The organism is Flavobacterium tegetincola DSM 22377 (assembly GCF_000425485.1).
GTDB lineage: Bacteria > Bacteroidota > Bacteroidia > Flavobacteriales > Flavobacteriaceae > Flavobacterium > Flavobacterium tegetincola.
Genome location: NZ_KE384384.1, coordinates 210696 through 225250 on the forward strand (window position 1 = coordinate 210696; position 14555 = coordinate 225250).

The following is a 14555-nucleotide window of genomic DNA, read 5'->3' on the forward strand; positions in this document are numbered from 1 at the left end:
ATGTTAGGATTTTAAACCAACGCTTTTTTCAATTCCTCTAAACTTAAAAGTTGCTGTTCACCTGTACTTAAATTTTTCAAAGCATAATTTCCTTGACTCATTTCATCACTTCCCGCAATTACGACAAAAGGAATAGTGCGTTTATCTGCATGTCCAAATTGCTTATTCACTTTGGCAGCATCCGGATACATTTCTACTTTTATTCCTTGTTTTCTCAACTCATAAATAGCTTTCATCGCATATTTTGCTTCTTCCATTCCATAATTGATGAACAACGCTTTTGTGGTAACAGTAACGGTTTCTGGAAATAAATTCAATTCTTCCACAACCAAATAAATACGATCTAAACCAAAAGAAATTCCAACACCACTCATGTTTTTCAATCCAAAAATTCCCGTTAAATCGTCGTAACGACCGCCACCGCCAATGGATCCCATCGAAACTTCTTTAGGTGGTGCCACTTCAAATATCGCTCCCGTGTAATAATTCAATCCTCTAGCTAAAGTCACGTCTAGATCCAAGATCGAATTTTGCAATCCCAATTCGGTAACATTCTCGCAGATAAATTTTAATTCTTCCACGCCTTTCATTCCTTCCACAGAACTTTGAAGCAAACCTCTTAATTGCTCAATCTTATCAGTAATTGTTCCTGTAAAAGAAAATAACGGTTGCACTTTTTCAATTGCTTCAGCAGAAATACCTTTTTCTAACATTTCTTTCTTGACGCCGTCTTCGCCAATTTTATCCAATTTATCCAATGCCACAGTAAAATCAATCAATTTATCCGAAGCACCAATAACTTCTGCAATTCCTGACAGAATCTTACGGTTATTGATTTTTATAGTCACGCCATTCAACCCAAGTTGGCTGAAAACACTGTCATATAATTGCACCAATTCTACTTCTTGCCAAAGCGACGTGGATCCTACAACATCTGCATCACATTGAAAAAACTCTCTAAAACGTCCCTTTTGAGGTCGATCTGCTCTCCAAACGGGCTGGATTTGATAACGTTTAAATGGAAATTCAATTTCATTTTGGTGCTGCACCACGTATCTCGCAAACGGAACCGTTAAGTCATAACGCAATGCCTTTTCAGAAATCGTAGAAGTTAATTTTAAACTGTCTTTATTTTCAAGTAAAGTTGCATCGGCTTTCGCCAAATAATCGCCGGAGTTTAAAATTTTAAAGATCAAACGGTCGCCTTCCTCCCCATATTTCCCCATCAAGGTATCCGAATTTTCAAACGAAGGCGTTTCTATCGGTTGAAAACCAAATTTTTCAAAATTACTTCTGATGATTTGCATGATGTACTGTCTTTTCGCTACTTCTGCTGGCGAGAAATCTCTGGTTCCTTTAGGTATACTTGGTTTTGATGCCATTTTTTTAATTATGAGTTATGAATTATGAGTTATAAGTTCCTCGTATGGAACCCAAAAATGATAATTCTGTGCAAATATCTTAATTTTAAAACTTTTTTTAGTCTGAAACTTGCGTTAATTTTACAATCTCGCAAAGACGCGAAGACGCAAAGCTAAACGTTTCTCTTTGCGTCTTGGCGTCTTTGCGAGATATGTTTTAATACTGCTTTTGCGAAAATCTGGTTTATTACTTTTTCTTCCAAATCGCACGTGTCATTCGGTCGTTTCCGTAAATATCTTTACGCAATTCAATCTCTTGAAAACCTAATTCAGTTAACAATGCAATCATTTCTTTTCCTAAATATTGATTGATTTCAAAAAATAATTGTCCTCCACTTTTCAGATTATTAGTTGCCAACTGCGCAATTTTTCTATAAAAAATCAACGCATTAAAATCATCTACAAACAAAGCTAAATGCGGTTCGTGTTCCAAAACATTATTCTTAATTTCATGTTTTTCTAAATTCCGAACATACGGCGGATTAGAAACAATAATATCAAATTGCTCCAATAGATTTTCAGTTTGCAAAATGTCCTTTTCTAAAAAAGTCACAGAAACTTGATTATGCTTTGCATTTGATTTCGCAACGTTCAACGCTTCGTGAGAAACATCAATTGCATAAACTTGAGCGTTCGTAATATTTTTAGCCAATGCAATCGCAATGCAACCACTTCCTGTTCCAATATCTAGAATCTTAAAGTCGCTCAATCCTTCCAACTTTTTATCACTTAATCTTGCAATACTTTTCTCCTCACTAACAATCCAATCTACCAATTCCTCCGTTTCTGGTCTAGGAATCAAAACATTTTCATTTACCATAAAAGGCAGTCCATAGAATTCAGTACTCCCTAATAAATATTGAATAGGAATTTCCTTTTTTAATTGCGTAACCAATTCTTCCCAAACATTTATTGCTTCACTTGAAAACTCAAAATCAGTATTAAGTGCCAAATCAATACGTTTCATTTGGTGTTTGTCTTCTAAAATAAGATAAAAAAAACTTTCAGCTTCATCAAATCCATGAATAGGTTCGAGGGCTTCGATGAATTTTGTTCGGTATTGTTTTGCGTTCATTTTTTTAATTTTTTAGCCTCTGATTTAAAAGATTTACCCTGATTATGAAACTTCATGAGTATAAAAAAATCTTTTGAATCATTTAAATCTAGGGCAAAGGAAATGATTTTATAATTTTTTCAACATCCAAATCGGACAAGACGTATGGCCCGTTGATCCCAAAGGTTGGTCTAAATAGTCAAAACCGGACTTGACATACAGTTTTTGAGCATCTTTCATTTCGGGTAAAGTTTCCAAATAACAACTTTTAAATCCAACTGTTTTCGCTTTTTCTAAACAGATTCCCATTAATTGTGTTCCAAAACCTTTGCCACGCGCTTCTGGAAGAAAATACATTTTTTGCAATTCGCAAACGCCATTTGATGGATTTTCTAACGCTGCAACTCCTGCTCCACCTATAATTTTACCTTCTTTTTCGAGAACAAAATACGCTGCATTTTCAACATTATAATTTTCAAACATGGTTTTTAGGGAAACGTCTTCGTACGCGGTTCCTGTTTTAGGTAAATCCAATTCGTCAAAAACACTTTTTATTAGTGCTTCCACAAACGGATTATCTTGAACTTCAATGGGTCGGATGCAAATTGCTGTCATTACAAAACAAAATAGTAAATTTGTGACGTGAAGATACATGAAAAATACCTAAAACGCTGCATCGAATTGGCCAAAAATGGCTTGGGATCGACCTATCCAAATCCGCTTGTAGGAAGCGTAATTGTTTACGAAAATAAAATTATTGGCGAAGGCTGGCACAAAAAAGCAGGAGAACCTCATGCTGAAGTCCATGCGATTAATTCAGTTAAAAATAAATTGCTATTATCTAAAGCTACGATTTACGTAAGTTTGGAACCTTGCAGTCATTTTGGAAAGACACCACCTTGTTCCGATTTAATAATAGAGCACAAAATTCCGAATGTCGTTATTGGAACTGTTGACCCGAATGAAAAGGTAGCCGGGAAAGGCATTCAAAAACTAATTTTAGCGGGACACAATGTAACGATTGGCGTTTTAGAAGAAGAATGTCTTGAATTAAACAAACGTTTTTTTACATTTCATCAAAAAAAACGACCTTTCATAATTTTGAAATGGGCAGAAACTACTGATGGTTTTCTTGCTCCTAATGAGATTCTTCGCAAAGCTCTGAATGACAATGAACAAAAACCGGTTTGGATTACAAATCACTATTCCCGTCAATTGGTGCACAAATGGCGTACGGAAGAACAAGCAATTGTAGTGGGAACGCAAACCGTTTTGGATGACAATCCGAGTTTAAATGCAAGAGATTGGAAAGGAAATGATCCGGTAAAAATAATTTTAGACCGCAAAAATCGTTTACCTGAAGAATTGGCCGTTTTTAATTCAGTAACAAAAACGATTGTTATTTCTGAAAGTGCTAGAGTTTTCAAGAACGAAAATTGCAATTCAGAACTAATTAATTTCGACGGCAATTTGGCAGAAGAAATTTGTCAATCTCTATTTCAACATAACATCCAGTCGGTAATTATTGAAGGTGGCGCACAAACTTTGCAGACATTTATTGACGCTTCTCTTTGGGATGAAGCACGAATTTTTAAAGGAGCAACCTTTTTTAGTAAAGGTATTGATGCTCCAAAATTGTCAGGAACATTAGTCGAAAAGAAAAACATTCTAAAGGATGAACTTTTAATTTTCAATAACAATGATTAAAAACACCCTCTTCAACTCCAAAGCAGTTTTCATTAATTTTAACTCCAAAGGTGTGCAAGACAAGCAGCAATCTGTACGAATGGAGGTTTAAAATTTTCAAAACAACCAAGGAGATAAGATGAATTTATTGATTAAAGTAAAAATCTAAAACAATTTGGAACTAAACGATACTTATAAAACAATTGCCGAGCCATCCGAGCCTTACTTACTTAAGGAAAAAAGTAGTAAGTTTTTCGGCTACGCTTTTCCCATCGAAAATGAAGACGATGTAAAAAGCATCATTGAAGATTTACGCAAAAACAATAATGGAGCAGGACATTTCTGTTATGCCTATCAATTGGGCGTTGAAAAAGTTTCCTACAGAGCCAATGATGACGGCGAACCCAATAATTCCGCTGGAATGCCAATTTACGGCCAGATTCAATCTTTTGACGTGACTAATGTATTAATTGTAGTGATCCGATATTATGGCGGAATCAAATTAGGCGTCGGTGGATTGATTTCGGCTTACAAAACCGTGGCGCAAATGAGTTTGGAACAATCCGAAATCATCGAAAAAACGATTGACGTGCATTTTATTGTTTCTTTCACGTATGAAAACATGAATAAAGTTATGCGGGTCATCAAAGAGAAGAACTTGGACATTGTGACGCAAAAGCTGGAATTGACTTGTGAAATTGAAATCAAAACACGAAAAAAAAATGCCGAAACAATTTTCGACATTTTTAATTCTCTGTATCCAATTGAGATCAAAATTAAGGAATAATCTATATTCTGAAGGATTACTTATTCAAATCGGAAATTTTATCCAAAACATAGTTTGGAGGCGTAATTGGACGGCCTGTTTTCATGTCTACAAATACTAGTACAGAATGGGCAATTGTTAATAACTCCTGATTCTCATTGTAAATCTCGTAGTCGAATTCAATCTTTACCGACGTCTGACTTTTAAAGATCGTCTTTACTGTGATTAAATCATCATATCGCGCAGGTTTTTTGTAATTCATGGTCAGCGAAACTACGGGAAGCATCACTCCATTTTCCTCCATCCATTTATACGAAACCCCCATATTTCTCAACCATTCCACGCGTCCCATCTCAAAATATTGCGCATAATTTCCATGATAAACCACACCCATTTGGTCGGTTTCAGCGTATCGAACTCTTACAGTAAATTCATGTATTTTCATAATATTCTAGTATATTTCTAATTAATAATTAAACGTTATTTGCGGTGTCTTACAACATTATTTCTACAAATTCAATCGGTAAAAATTTTTTTTTACAGAAAATTGTTCACATATTTGTTGTCCCGAAAGAAGTACAAAAGAGCCTCTCTTTTTTATCAAAATCAACCACTAATAAATAACATATTTTAAAGCCGAATTATGAACAAAACTGCTCAATCAGTATGGGAAAACTGTCTTCTTTTTATCAAAGACAATATCCAAGATCAAGCTTACAAAACTTGGTTTGAACCGATTAAGTCAGTAGAGTTAACAGACAACGCTTTGTACATCCAAGTTCCAAGTAAATTTTTCTACGAATGGCTTGAAGAACATTATGTGAAATTGTTAAAAGTGGCGCTTACCAAAGAACTCGGGAAAAACGCAAAGTTACTCTATAAAATTAAAATGGAGAATACTTATGGCAATAAACAACCGTTTACGGAACAATTGCCAAGTGCACATCGAGGACCGATGAAAACGCAAGAAGTAGATTCGCCATTTAAAAATTTAGATCCAGAATTAAAAAATCCTTTTGTAATTCCGGGCATTCGTAATTTGAAAATCGAATCGCAATTAAATGCTAATTACAGTTTTGACAACTTTTTAGAAGGTGATTCAAATCGATTGGCGCGTTCTGCAGGTATGGCTGTTGCCAATAAACCGGGTGGAACTTCGTTTAATCCGCTACTTATTTTTGGTGGTGTTGGATTAGGAAAAACCCATTTGGCTCATGCAATTGGTGTTGAAATCAAAGATAAATATCCTGAAAAAACGGTTTTATATATTTCAGCTGAAATTTTTACACAACAATATATTGATTCGGTTAAGAAAAACAACCGTAACGACTTTATACATTTCTATCAACTGATTGACGTTTTAATCATTGACGACGTGCAATTTCTTTCTGGTAAAACAGGAACACAAGATGTGTTTTTCCACATTTTTAATTATTTGCACCAAAACGGAAAGCAAGTAATTTTGACTTCAGACAAAGCACCTGTTGACATGCAAGATATTGAGCAACGCTTGTTATCTCGTTTTAAATGGGGACTTTCGGCAGAATTACATCAACCTGATTACGAAACTAGGGTTTCTATTGTAAAAAATATTCTGTACCGTGACGGTGTTGAAATCCCAGAAGAAATCATTGAGTACGTTGCCAGAAATATTAAATCAAACGTTCGTGAATTGGAAGGTGCCATTATTTCTTTAATTGCACAATCTTCTTTCAACAAGAAAGAAGTAACCCTTGATTTAGCGAAACAAGTTGTTGAAAAATTTGTCAAAAACGTAAAAAGAGAAATTTCTATTGACTACATTCAGAAAGTAGTTTCTGATTATTTTCAGTTGGACCTGGACACATTGCAATCCAAAACTAGAAAAAGACACGTGGTTCAAGCGCGTCAGTTGGCTATGTTTTTTGCAAAGAAATTTACAAAAGCTTCACTTGCTAATATTGGTTCCCAAATTGGCGATCGTGATCACGCTACCGTTTTACACGCGTGCAAAACTGTAGATAATTTGGTTTCAACAGACAAACAATTTAAAAAGTACGTAGAAGACATTCATAAGAAACTTTCGCTCTAAAATGAAAACGAAGATTTTGATGGTTTGCTTGGGCAATATTTGCCGATCACCTTTAGCTGAAGGAATTTTAGCTTCAAAACTTTCATCGGATCATTTTACAGTAGATTCTGCTGGAACTGGAAATTACCACATTGGCAAAAAACCAGATTCACGTTCCATTCAAGTGGCACAGTTGAACGGAATTGATATTTCTAAACAAAAAGCAAGGCAGTTTACCGCGCAAGATTTTGACGATTATGATTATATCTTTGCAATGGACGGTTCCAACTTACAGAATATTTTAGCTTTAGCTCCCAATTTAAAAGCCAAAGAAAAAGTAACACTTATCTTGAACGAACTTTTTGAAAATGAGAACGTAGATGTTCCAGATCCTTATTTTGGTTTGGAAAACGGTTTTGAAATTGTATACAATATGCTAGACGAAGCTTGTGAAGTCATTGCTAAAAAGCTTAAAAACAATCCTAAATAATGCAATCAAAAGGAAAACTTTATTTAATTCCCAACACATTAGGCGATACCAATCCGATGGACGTATTACCACAAACCGTACAAAGAGCCATTGAAATGATGGATACCTTTGTTGTGGAAAATGAAAAAGATGCTCGGAAATTCATCAAAAGTATTTGCCCTGAAAAAGTGCAATCGACTTTAAAGTTGAGTGCATTAAATAAACGTACAGAAAAATCAGAGCATTTTGCAATGATTAAACCTTGTTTGGAAGGTCAAAATATCGGACTCATGTCAGATGCAGGATGTCCTGGAGTAGCTGATCCTGGTGCTGCAATTGTAAAATTAGCACATGAAAACGGCATTCAAGTGATTCCGCTTGTTGGTCCTTCTTCCATTTTGCTTGCCGTAATGGCGTCGGGAATGAATGGACAGAGCTTTGCATTCAACGGTTACTTACCCATTGACAAAGACGAAAAGAAAGCCACGTTAAAAAGTCTTGAAAAATTATCAGGCGATAAAAACCAGTCGCAATTATTTATTGAAACACCTTACCGTAATAATAAAATGTTGGAAGATTTATTACAAATTCTTCAACCTTCTACCCATATTTGTGTCGCTGCTGATATCACTTTGCCCACAGAGTACATTAAAACCATGCGCGTTAATGAATGGAAAAAGATAAAAGTGGATTTACATAATCGGCCTTGTATTTTCATTATCCATAAAATGTAAACCCACAAAAAAAGCGACTTCTTGAAGTCGCTTTTTTATTGATCCATATTTAAATTAGTTTTTAACCTTAGCCTTGTTGTTTGCAACAATAGACGAGGTATCGTATCCACCAAATTTTTTCATGTAGCTTTGCAATGAAGTACCGTAGCCATCTTTAATTGCACGTGTTCCTTTGCTTTTAAGAAACTTTTTAACCGAACCTGCACCACCCAAATGAGCCGCAGCCAAAAGTCCAGATTCCGTAATTGCTACGCCATTAATAACCTTACCATCGTAGGCTTCAATCTCTTTGCGCAATTCCCATTTGTTTATAGCAAGCAAAACTTTAAAAGCTTTTTCTTGCATTCGAGGGTTTTTTAAAAATTCTGAACGGTCTTGGATACCGATTGCACTTAAAGCCGCACGTCCAAATTGATATTTCCCCATGTATCCAAGAGAATTAATCAATGTGTACTTTCCTTGCGATTCTTTCCAAGCAAGCGCTTCTTTAAATCCGGTAAATGTTTTTCCAGTGTACGGAAAATTAAAATTTAAAAATTCTTCGGTTTCGTTGTCAATTTCTTCAAGGGAAGGAAGACTGTAAAAAGACGCTTCGTCCGGCGTCACAACGTTTCGATTTCTGTGTGTAGTTGCTTTAAAACTTAAAGTAATAAAAGCAGTAATAAGTCCAATACTAGTATAGTATATCCATTTTTTTATCATAACTTGAATTTCTTCTCAAACCCTGTCACTTTGAGAAATTTCAGCCCGCAAATATACAACAAAAAATATAAATCTGATTTTCAGCATGTTAATAAACTCTAAAAATAAACAGCATGCCATTTAAACCTACCGTTAGCAAGGACTTCGAGCGTTGGAGCAGGAATTTTAATTGTATTAAATAGAGAGAAAATTGTTTTCAACGCATGATTTTTGGTTTTAATTCGAGTCAAATCAACATCTAAACTGAAGTAAAATTGACGCACACGCTCTGATTCTGGAAAAAATATTGCGTTCACTAAACGATCTTCACCAGTACTCATTCCTTCAGCACCGTAACCAACTGCTAAATTCAGCCATTTTGGTACCTTTGAATTGGGGAGAAATGAGTTTACATTTGCAGACAACCAATAGGTTTGACCATTATAATCTTTGAGAATTTGTTCCGTTAAACTTTTTCCTAAAACTTCAGGACGTGCACTTGGATAAACGGTTTGATGAAAAGAAAATTTAGGTACAATGCGTTGATCATTCCACAATAAATCTTGACCGATGAATAATGCAGTACCCGAGGCATTAGCCAAAACATCGCCATAAGAAGCACCCCATTCGGCAGAAAATCCGTCCATGACTTCCACCGCAGTAAAGAATACAAAACCAAAAGTGGCGCCATACAAGCGCTGGTTCTTTTTGCTACTTCCGCTCCATTCCAACAGTTCTGCACCAGCACGGCCAACATGATAAGCAGAAAAAACGTGTCCCGCTTTGTCCATTTGCAACCACTGGGCATTGTCGTTTATAAAATGAAAATCGCTTTTAGGATACGTTTTATACCACAATTCATTTAGTGCTACTAATATTGCCGAAGCCGCAACAGCTTCAATTACAACAACAGTATTCTGCCTTTTTAGATTTAATGTATCAGCAGGTTTCAAAAAAGCATCTACTTTGCTTTGCGCAAAAATCGAATGAATTCCAGCGCATAGAGCAATTATAGTAATAGCTGATCTCAAATTCAAACTTATCTTTTTACACCTTGCTTATTGATCCATGCTACATATTTTTGTCGGTTGGCTTCGTGTTGAGCAGCAGTCACTGCAAATTCATGATATCCAAAATTAGTAACACTCGCACAGAAGAAAATATAGTTGTGCTTTTCAGGATTTAAAACCGCATCCAATGCAGTCACGTCAGGCATTGCAATTGGTCCCGGAGGCAATCCTCCATATTTGTACATATTATAAGGAGAGTCAGTCTCTAAATCTTTGTACAAAACACGTTTGATTTCAATTGTAAAATCATCTGCATTTTTCTTAACTGCATAGATAACCGTCGGATCTGCTTCTAATTTTATTCCGCGTTCTAGACGATTTAAATAAACACCGGCAACACGTGGCCGTTCATCCGATTTAACGGTTTCCTTATGCACAATGGATGCTAAAGCCGAAACTTCTAAAGGCGTTAAATTTTGCGCTTTTGCTTTTTCTAAGCGTTCAGGAGTCCAAAATTTACGGTACTCCTTCGCCATACGCTCCCGGAATTTATCTGCGGAAGTATTCCAGAAAAACTCATATGAATTTGGAATGAACAATGACAATACATTTTCCCGAGTCATATTTTGCTCCTTCAAAAAAGTTTCATCCGTAAAGCTTTGCATTAAACTTGTACTATCTGCTTCAATTTGAGATCCTATTCTACCTGCAAAATCTTCCAATCGTTCTTGATTGTTGAACGCTAAATTTAATGGCACATTTTGATTTTGGCGTAAAGTATTCACCAAGTCATTATTATTCATATCCCTTTTTAACAAAAACCGCCCTGGCTTTACGTTTGACGGATAGGATTTTTTAGTTGCAGTCATTTTAAAAAGCTCGATATCCTTTACATAAGGTGTAATAATCTGTAGTGCTTCGTTATAATCCGCATCTGTTGGAATGTATACAAATACTTCTTTTTCGTCAAAATTAGTGTTGGGTGAAAAGATATTTTTATAAATCATGTATCCATAAACAGAAGCAACGATTACGACTATTATAGAAATATAGGTAAAGATTTTTTTGAAATTCACGGGTCTAAATTTAGATAAAGGGGTTAATGAGTTGAAATAGCGCTTCGTCTTGAAAAGAATTATCAATTAAATTCCAATCTTTTTTGACGCCGCACTTTTGAAAACCAAAAGTAGTAAAAAGCTTTAAACTTGTTTCATTTTCAGTCCCAATATTTGCATACAATTGATGCAAGTTCAGTTGCTTAAAACTGTATTCTATTAAAAGTTGCAAACTTTCAGCGCCATATCCATGACCTCTTTCGGTAAAATTTTGAATTACGATGCCAATTCCCGCTCTTTTATTTCTTGGGTCAAAGTCAAATAAATCAATTAATCCGATGGCTACATCTGAATTGTTTTTGCAAATTGCCAATCGCAACTGTTTTGCTTCGTAAATATCTTGGTGCGCGTTTTCCAAATATTGGCGAATTAAAAATTTGCTATAAGGTGTTTGCGTGTTGCTTACATTCCAAATGGATTCATCATTCTCAATTCCATGAACGAATTCCAAATCTTCTGGTTCTAAGGCTCTTAAATAGAGATGAGGTCCTTTTAATGTAATCATATCGTAATAATTATAGTTCTATACTTCCAGAAAACACCATCGTTGCTGGTCCTGTAAGAAATATATTTGTAAAATTTTCATTTTCTTGCTCAAAACTGACATGTAGCGTTCCGCCTTCCACATTTAAATGCACTTCCTTGCAATGCGTTTTCCCAGTGGCAAACATTGCAATGGCAACAGCAGTAACGCCCGTTCCGCACGATAAAGTTTCATCTTCTACACCGCGTTCGTACGTTCGAACGGCAAACGTGTTTGGATCGATTTGCGCTACAAAATTTACATTAGCTCCTTCTTTCCCGTATAAATCACTGTAGCGAATTTGAGCACCCATATCTTTTACGTTGACATTTTGCACATCGGGTACAATTTGGACATGATGCGGAGAACCTGTATTCATGAAGACATAACCTGCTTCTATTTTAATTTCATCCACATTTTTCATTTGTAATGAAACCGATGCATCCTCATTAACGGTAGCATGATGCAACCCATCCACTGCTATAAACGTTGTTTTTGTTTCAAAAACCTGCAGCTTTTTGGCGAAAGCCACTAAACAACGACCACCATTTCCACACATTGAACTTTCATTACCGTCAGAATTGTAATAAACCATCTTAAAATCGGTTTCTGAATCCGTTTCTAATAAAATAAGTCCATCACCACCAATACCAAAACGTCTGTCGCACAACATTTTGATCAGTTCTGTACTTTTAGGAAAAGTTTCTAATCGGTTGTCGATCATTACAAAATCATTTCCTGTTCCCTGGTATTTAAAAAAGTGAAGTTCCATTTGTGCTATTTAGTTTTACAAAGTTACATATATTAATGAAAAGTTAATCATTGTTAACCGACCGTTAAACCAATTTTTGTTTAGAAATGTAACCTTTAATTTTGTAGTTAAATAACTAAACATTTAATTGATTATGAAAAAAATAAGTGGTCTTTTCGTAGTAGCATTGTTAAGTGGTGCAACCACACTTGGTGCTTACAAGCTGATTTTTGATGAAAATACCGTATTTTCAAAATCGCAAAATATTGTGAGTGTCGCCACTCCCAACTATTCAAAAACCGTGGGACTTGGCGCTGAGAATATTGACTTTGTAGATGCGGCAGATAAAGCAGTTCATTCTGTAGTTCACGTAAAAAATGTGTCTTACCGTACGGTCTGTAATCCAATTTTAGAATATTATTACGGATACCGAGGCGGCCAACAACAGGAGCAGGTTGGAACAGGTTCGGGTGTTATCATTTCTGAAGATGGATATATCGTAACTAATAATCATGTGATTAAGGACGCTCAAAATTTAGAAATCACATTAAATAATGGAAAATCGTACAAAGCGAAATTAATTGGAACGGACGAAAAAATGGATATTTCATTAATTAAAATTGATGCTGACGAAAAACTTCCGTATTCTACCTTTGCCGATTCTGACAACGTAAAGGTCGGTGAATGGGTCTTAGCCGTTGGAAATCCCTATAATTTAAACTCGACCGTAACGGCCGGAATTGTTTCGGCGAAAGCCAGAAATTTAGACACTTCAGGATTGCAATCATTTATTCAAACCGATGCAGCCGTGAACCCAGGAAACAGCGGTGGTGCTTTGGTAAATACACGTGGAGAATTAATTGGAATTAACACCATGATTTCATCTACAACAGGATCTTATGTAGGATATTCATTTGCCGTTCCATCCAACATTACGCGTAAAATTATTGAAGATATTTTGGAATACGGAATGGTTCAACGCGGCATGTTAGGCGTTCAGGGTTCTGATTTAAATGCTAGTATTTCTAAAGAACTGGGCCTAAAAATTTCAGAAGGATTTTACGTTGGTGATGTGGTTAAGAATTCTGGCGCAGCCGAAGCGGGATTAAGAAAAGGCGATATTATAGTAAAATTAGACCATAAAACGATCAATACTTTTGCTGATCTAAATGGTTATATCAATACAAAACGACCAAATGACAAAGTACAAGTAACTTTTCTCCGTGATGAGAAACGCATGGTTACTCCTGTTACGCTATCTAAAAATGATATTGTAATTTCGAATTTTAAAGGATTGGAATTAGAAAATCTAAGTTCGGCAGATAAATCAAAATTCAAAGTAAACTCAGGTGTGAAAATTTCCAAAATTGAAAATCCTCGTTTGGCTCAATTTGAGAAAGAATTGACAGGATCTGTAATCTTGAGAATTAACAATATTCCGGTGACGGATATGGAACAAGTCAATAAGTTATTGAGTGGCAAAGATGAAAACGTAGGCGTTCAATTGGAAATCATGACTGTAAACGGACAACTTTTCCGTATCATTATCTAACATGTAAAATAAATAGTAAGAGAGAGTCAATTGTAAGATTGGCTCTTTTTTTGTTTAAAAAAAGGTATTTTAGCCTGAAAAGATCCCATGATTCATCAGGAAGAAATAAATGACCTGTTCAAAAATACTCCTTTTCAATGTACCGATTTTAAAATCGAACTGGAAAGTAAAGAATATGATGCTTGCCAATTCAAAATCAACGGACAATACATTCACTATCGAAAGGCGAAAATCACACCTAAAAAAGCAGGCCTCTTTGTTACTTTCTGGAAAAGAGTGCCGAGCGGAATCATCGCTCCATTTGAGGTAAAAGATCCATTATCTTATCTGGTAATTGCTGTGGCAAATGAAACCGATTCTGGATATTTTATCTTTTCTAAAAATACATTATTGAAACAGAACATTATTTCTTCGAATTTAAAAGAAGGAAAAAGAGCATTTAGAATATATCCTCCATGGAGTATTCCCAAAAACAAGCAAGCAATTACATCTCAAAAGTGGCAATTATTGCACTTTTCAGAGGAATTAGAAAAAAGCGTTCTTCTCAGCTGAAATGGCAAATGTCAAATCTAAAAAGACATCATAAAAACTACATAATCAGTTTTTTAGGAAGACAAAAAAGAAGTTTCGGATAGCAAACACTAGCATTGGTAGCAATTTTGATTTGTTTTGGCAAATTGTTCTTAAAATCCTTTACGAAAACGTTTGAATTAAGTACTTTTGCACCAAATTTTAAAAAACAA

Annotated in this window: 16 protein-coding genes; 7 read left to right on the plus strand and 9 right to left on the minus strand. The window is 35.3% G+C overall.

Annotated features, from left to right (window positions below):
- Positions 1-11 precede the first annotated feature (11 nt).
- The 3 genes from hisS to H602_RS0112480 all read right to left on the minus strand — a co-directional run bounded on the left by hisS (position 12) and on the right by H602_RS0112480 (position 3090).
- A complete protein-coding gene (hisS, locus tag H602_RS0112470; RefSeq protein ID WP_026978296.1) occupies positions 12-1382 on the minus strand; it encodes a histidine--tRNA ligase in 1371 nt (456 codons plus the stop codon).
- A 226-nt stretch (positions 1383-1608) separates the two neighbouring features.
- Positions 1609-2496 carry a peptide chain release factor N(5)-glutamine methyltransferase gene (prmC, locus tag H602_RS0112475; RefSeq protein ID WP_026978297.1) on the minus strand — a complete coding sequence of 296 codons (888 nt, stop codon included), beginning with the start codon at positions 2494-2496 and terminating at the stop codon, positions 1609-1611.
- A 108-nt stretch (positions 2497-2604) separates the two neighbouring features.
- Positions 2605-3090, minus strand: a complete 486-nt coding sequence (locus H602_RS0112480; RefSeq protein ID WP_026978298.1) for a GNAT family N-acetyltransferase — start codon at positions 3088-3090, stop codon at positions 2605-2607.
- A gap of 27 nt (positions 3091-3117) precedes the next feature.
- On the opposite strand from H602_RS0112480, the gene ribD reads away from it, so the two are divergent.
- Entirely contained in the window at positions 3118-4182 is a 1065-nt protein-coding gene (gene ribD, locus H602_RS0112485) for a bifunctional diaminohydroxyphosphoribosylaminopyrimidine deaminase/5-amino-6-(5-phosphoribosylamino)uracil reductase RibD (protein WP_026978299.1), read from the plus strand.
- Positions 4183-4336: 154 nt separating this feature from the next.
- Entirely contained in the window at positions 4337-4948 is a 612-nt protein-coding gene (locus H602_RS0112490) for an IMPACT family protein (RefSeq protein ID WP_026978300.1), read from the plus strand.
- 16 nt (positions 4949-4964) lie between these two features.
- On the opposite strand, the gene H602_RS0112495 is transcribed toward H602_RS0112490, so the two are convergent.
- Positions 4965-5372 carry an acyl-CoA thioesterase gene (locus H602_RS0112495; protein WP_026978301.1) on the minus strand — a complete coding sequence of 136 codons (408 nt, stop codon included), beginning with the start codon at positions 5370-5372 and terminating at the stop codon, positions 4965-4967.
- 198 nt (positions 5373-5570) lie between these two features.
- Between H602_RS0112495 and dnaA the strand changes: the two genes are divergently transcribed.
- Genes dnaA through H602_RS0112510 form a run of 3 tightly spaced genes read left to right on the plus strand, consistent with a single transcriptional unit; the run spans position 5571 to position 8180 of the window.
- Positions 5571-6998: a chromosomal replication initiator protein DnaA gene (gene dnaA, locus H602_RS0112500; RefSeq protein ID WP_026978302.1), complete on the plus strand. Its 1428-nt coding sequence runs from the start codon at positions 5571-5573 to the stop codon at positions 6996-6998.
- A gap of 1 nt (position 6999) precedes the next feature.
- On the plus strand, positions 7000-7467 hold the full coding sequence (locus H602_RS0112505) for a low molecular weight protein-tyrosine-phosphatase (protein ID WP_026978303.1): 468 nt from the start codon (positions 7000-7002) through the stop codon (positions 7465-7467).
- On the plus strand, positions 7467-8180 hold the full coding sequence (locus tag H602_RS0112510; protein WP_026978304.1) for an SAM-dependent methyltransferase: 714 nt from the start codon (positions 7467-7469) through the stop codon (positions 8178-8180). The genes H602_RS0112505 and H602_RS0112510 overlap by 1 nt, the downstream gene beginning before the upstream one ends.
- A 54-nt stretch (positions 8181-8234) precedes the next feature.
- Here H602_RS0112510 and H602_RS0112515 read toward each other — a convergent pair whose 3' ends face one another.
- From H602_RS0112515 to dapF, 5 genes are all read right to left on the minus strand, one after another.
- The gene (locus H602_RS0112515; RefSeq protein ID WP_026978305.1) at positions 8235-8882 is read right to left on the minus strand and encodes a hypothetical protein; all 648 of its coding nucleotides are present in this window, start codon (positions 8880-8882) and stop codon (positions 8235-8237) included.
- Between the two features lie 98 nt (positions 8883-8980).
- Positions 8981-9898: a DUF2279 domain-containing protein gene (locus H602_RS0112520; RefSeq protein ID WP_026978306.1), complete on the minus strand. Its 918-nt coding sequence runs from the start codon at positions 9896-9898 to the stop codon at positions 8981-8983.
- Positions 9899-9900: 2 nt separating this feature from the next.
- Positions 9901-10947: an endolytic transglycosylase MltG gene (gene mltG / locus H602_RS0112525; RefSeq protein WP_026978307.1), complete on the minus strand. Its 1047-nt coding sequence runs from the start codon at positions 10945-10947 to the stop codon at positions 9901-9903.
- Positions 10948-10957: 10 nt separating this feature from the next.
- Positions 10958-11491 (minus strand): GNAT family N-acetyltransferase, encoded by a 534-nt coding sequence (locus H602_RS0112530; RefSeq protein WP_026978308.1) that lies wholly within the window; start codon positions 11489-11491, stop codon positions 10958-10960.
- Between the two features lie 10 nt (positions 11492-11501).
- The gene (gene dapF, locus H602_RS0112535; RefSeq protein ID WP_026978309.1) at positions 11502-12281 is read right to left on the minus strand and encodes a diaminopimelate epimerase; all 780 of its coding nucleotides are present in this window, start codon (positions 12279-12281) and stop codon (positions 11502-11504) included.
- Between the two features lie 133 nt (positions 12282-12414).
- Here dapF and H602_RS0112540 point away from each other — a divergent pair, with 133 nt between their 5' ends.
- Both H602_RS0112540 and H602_RS0112545 read left to right on the plus strand, forming a co-directional pair.
- Positions 12415-13812 (plus strand): trypsin-like peptidase domain-containing protein, encoded by a 1398-nt coding sequence (locus tag H602_RS0112540; RefSeq protein WP_026978310.1) that lies wholly within the window; start codon positions 12415-12417, stop codon positions 13810-13812.
- A gap of 87 nt (positions 13813-13899) precedes the next feature.
- Positions 13900-14364, plus strand: a complete 465-nt coding sequence (locus H602_RS0112545) for a MepB family protein (RefSeq protein ID WP_026978311.1) — start codon at positions 13900-13902, stop codon at positions 14362-14364.
- The last annotated feature ends 191 nt before the right edge of the window (positions 14365-14555 follow it).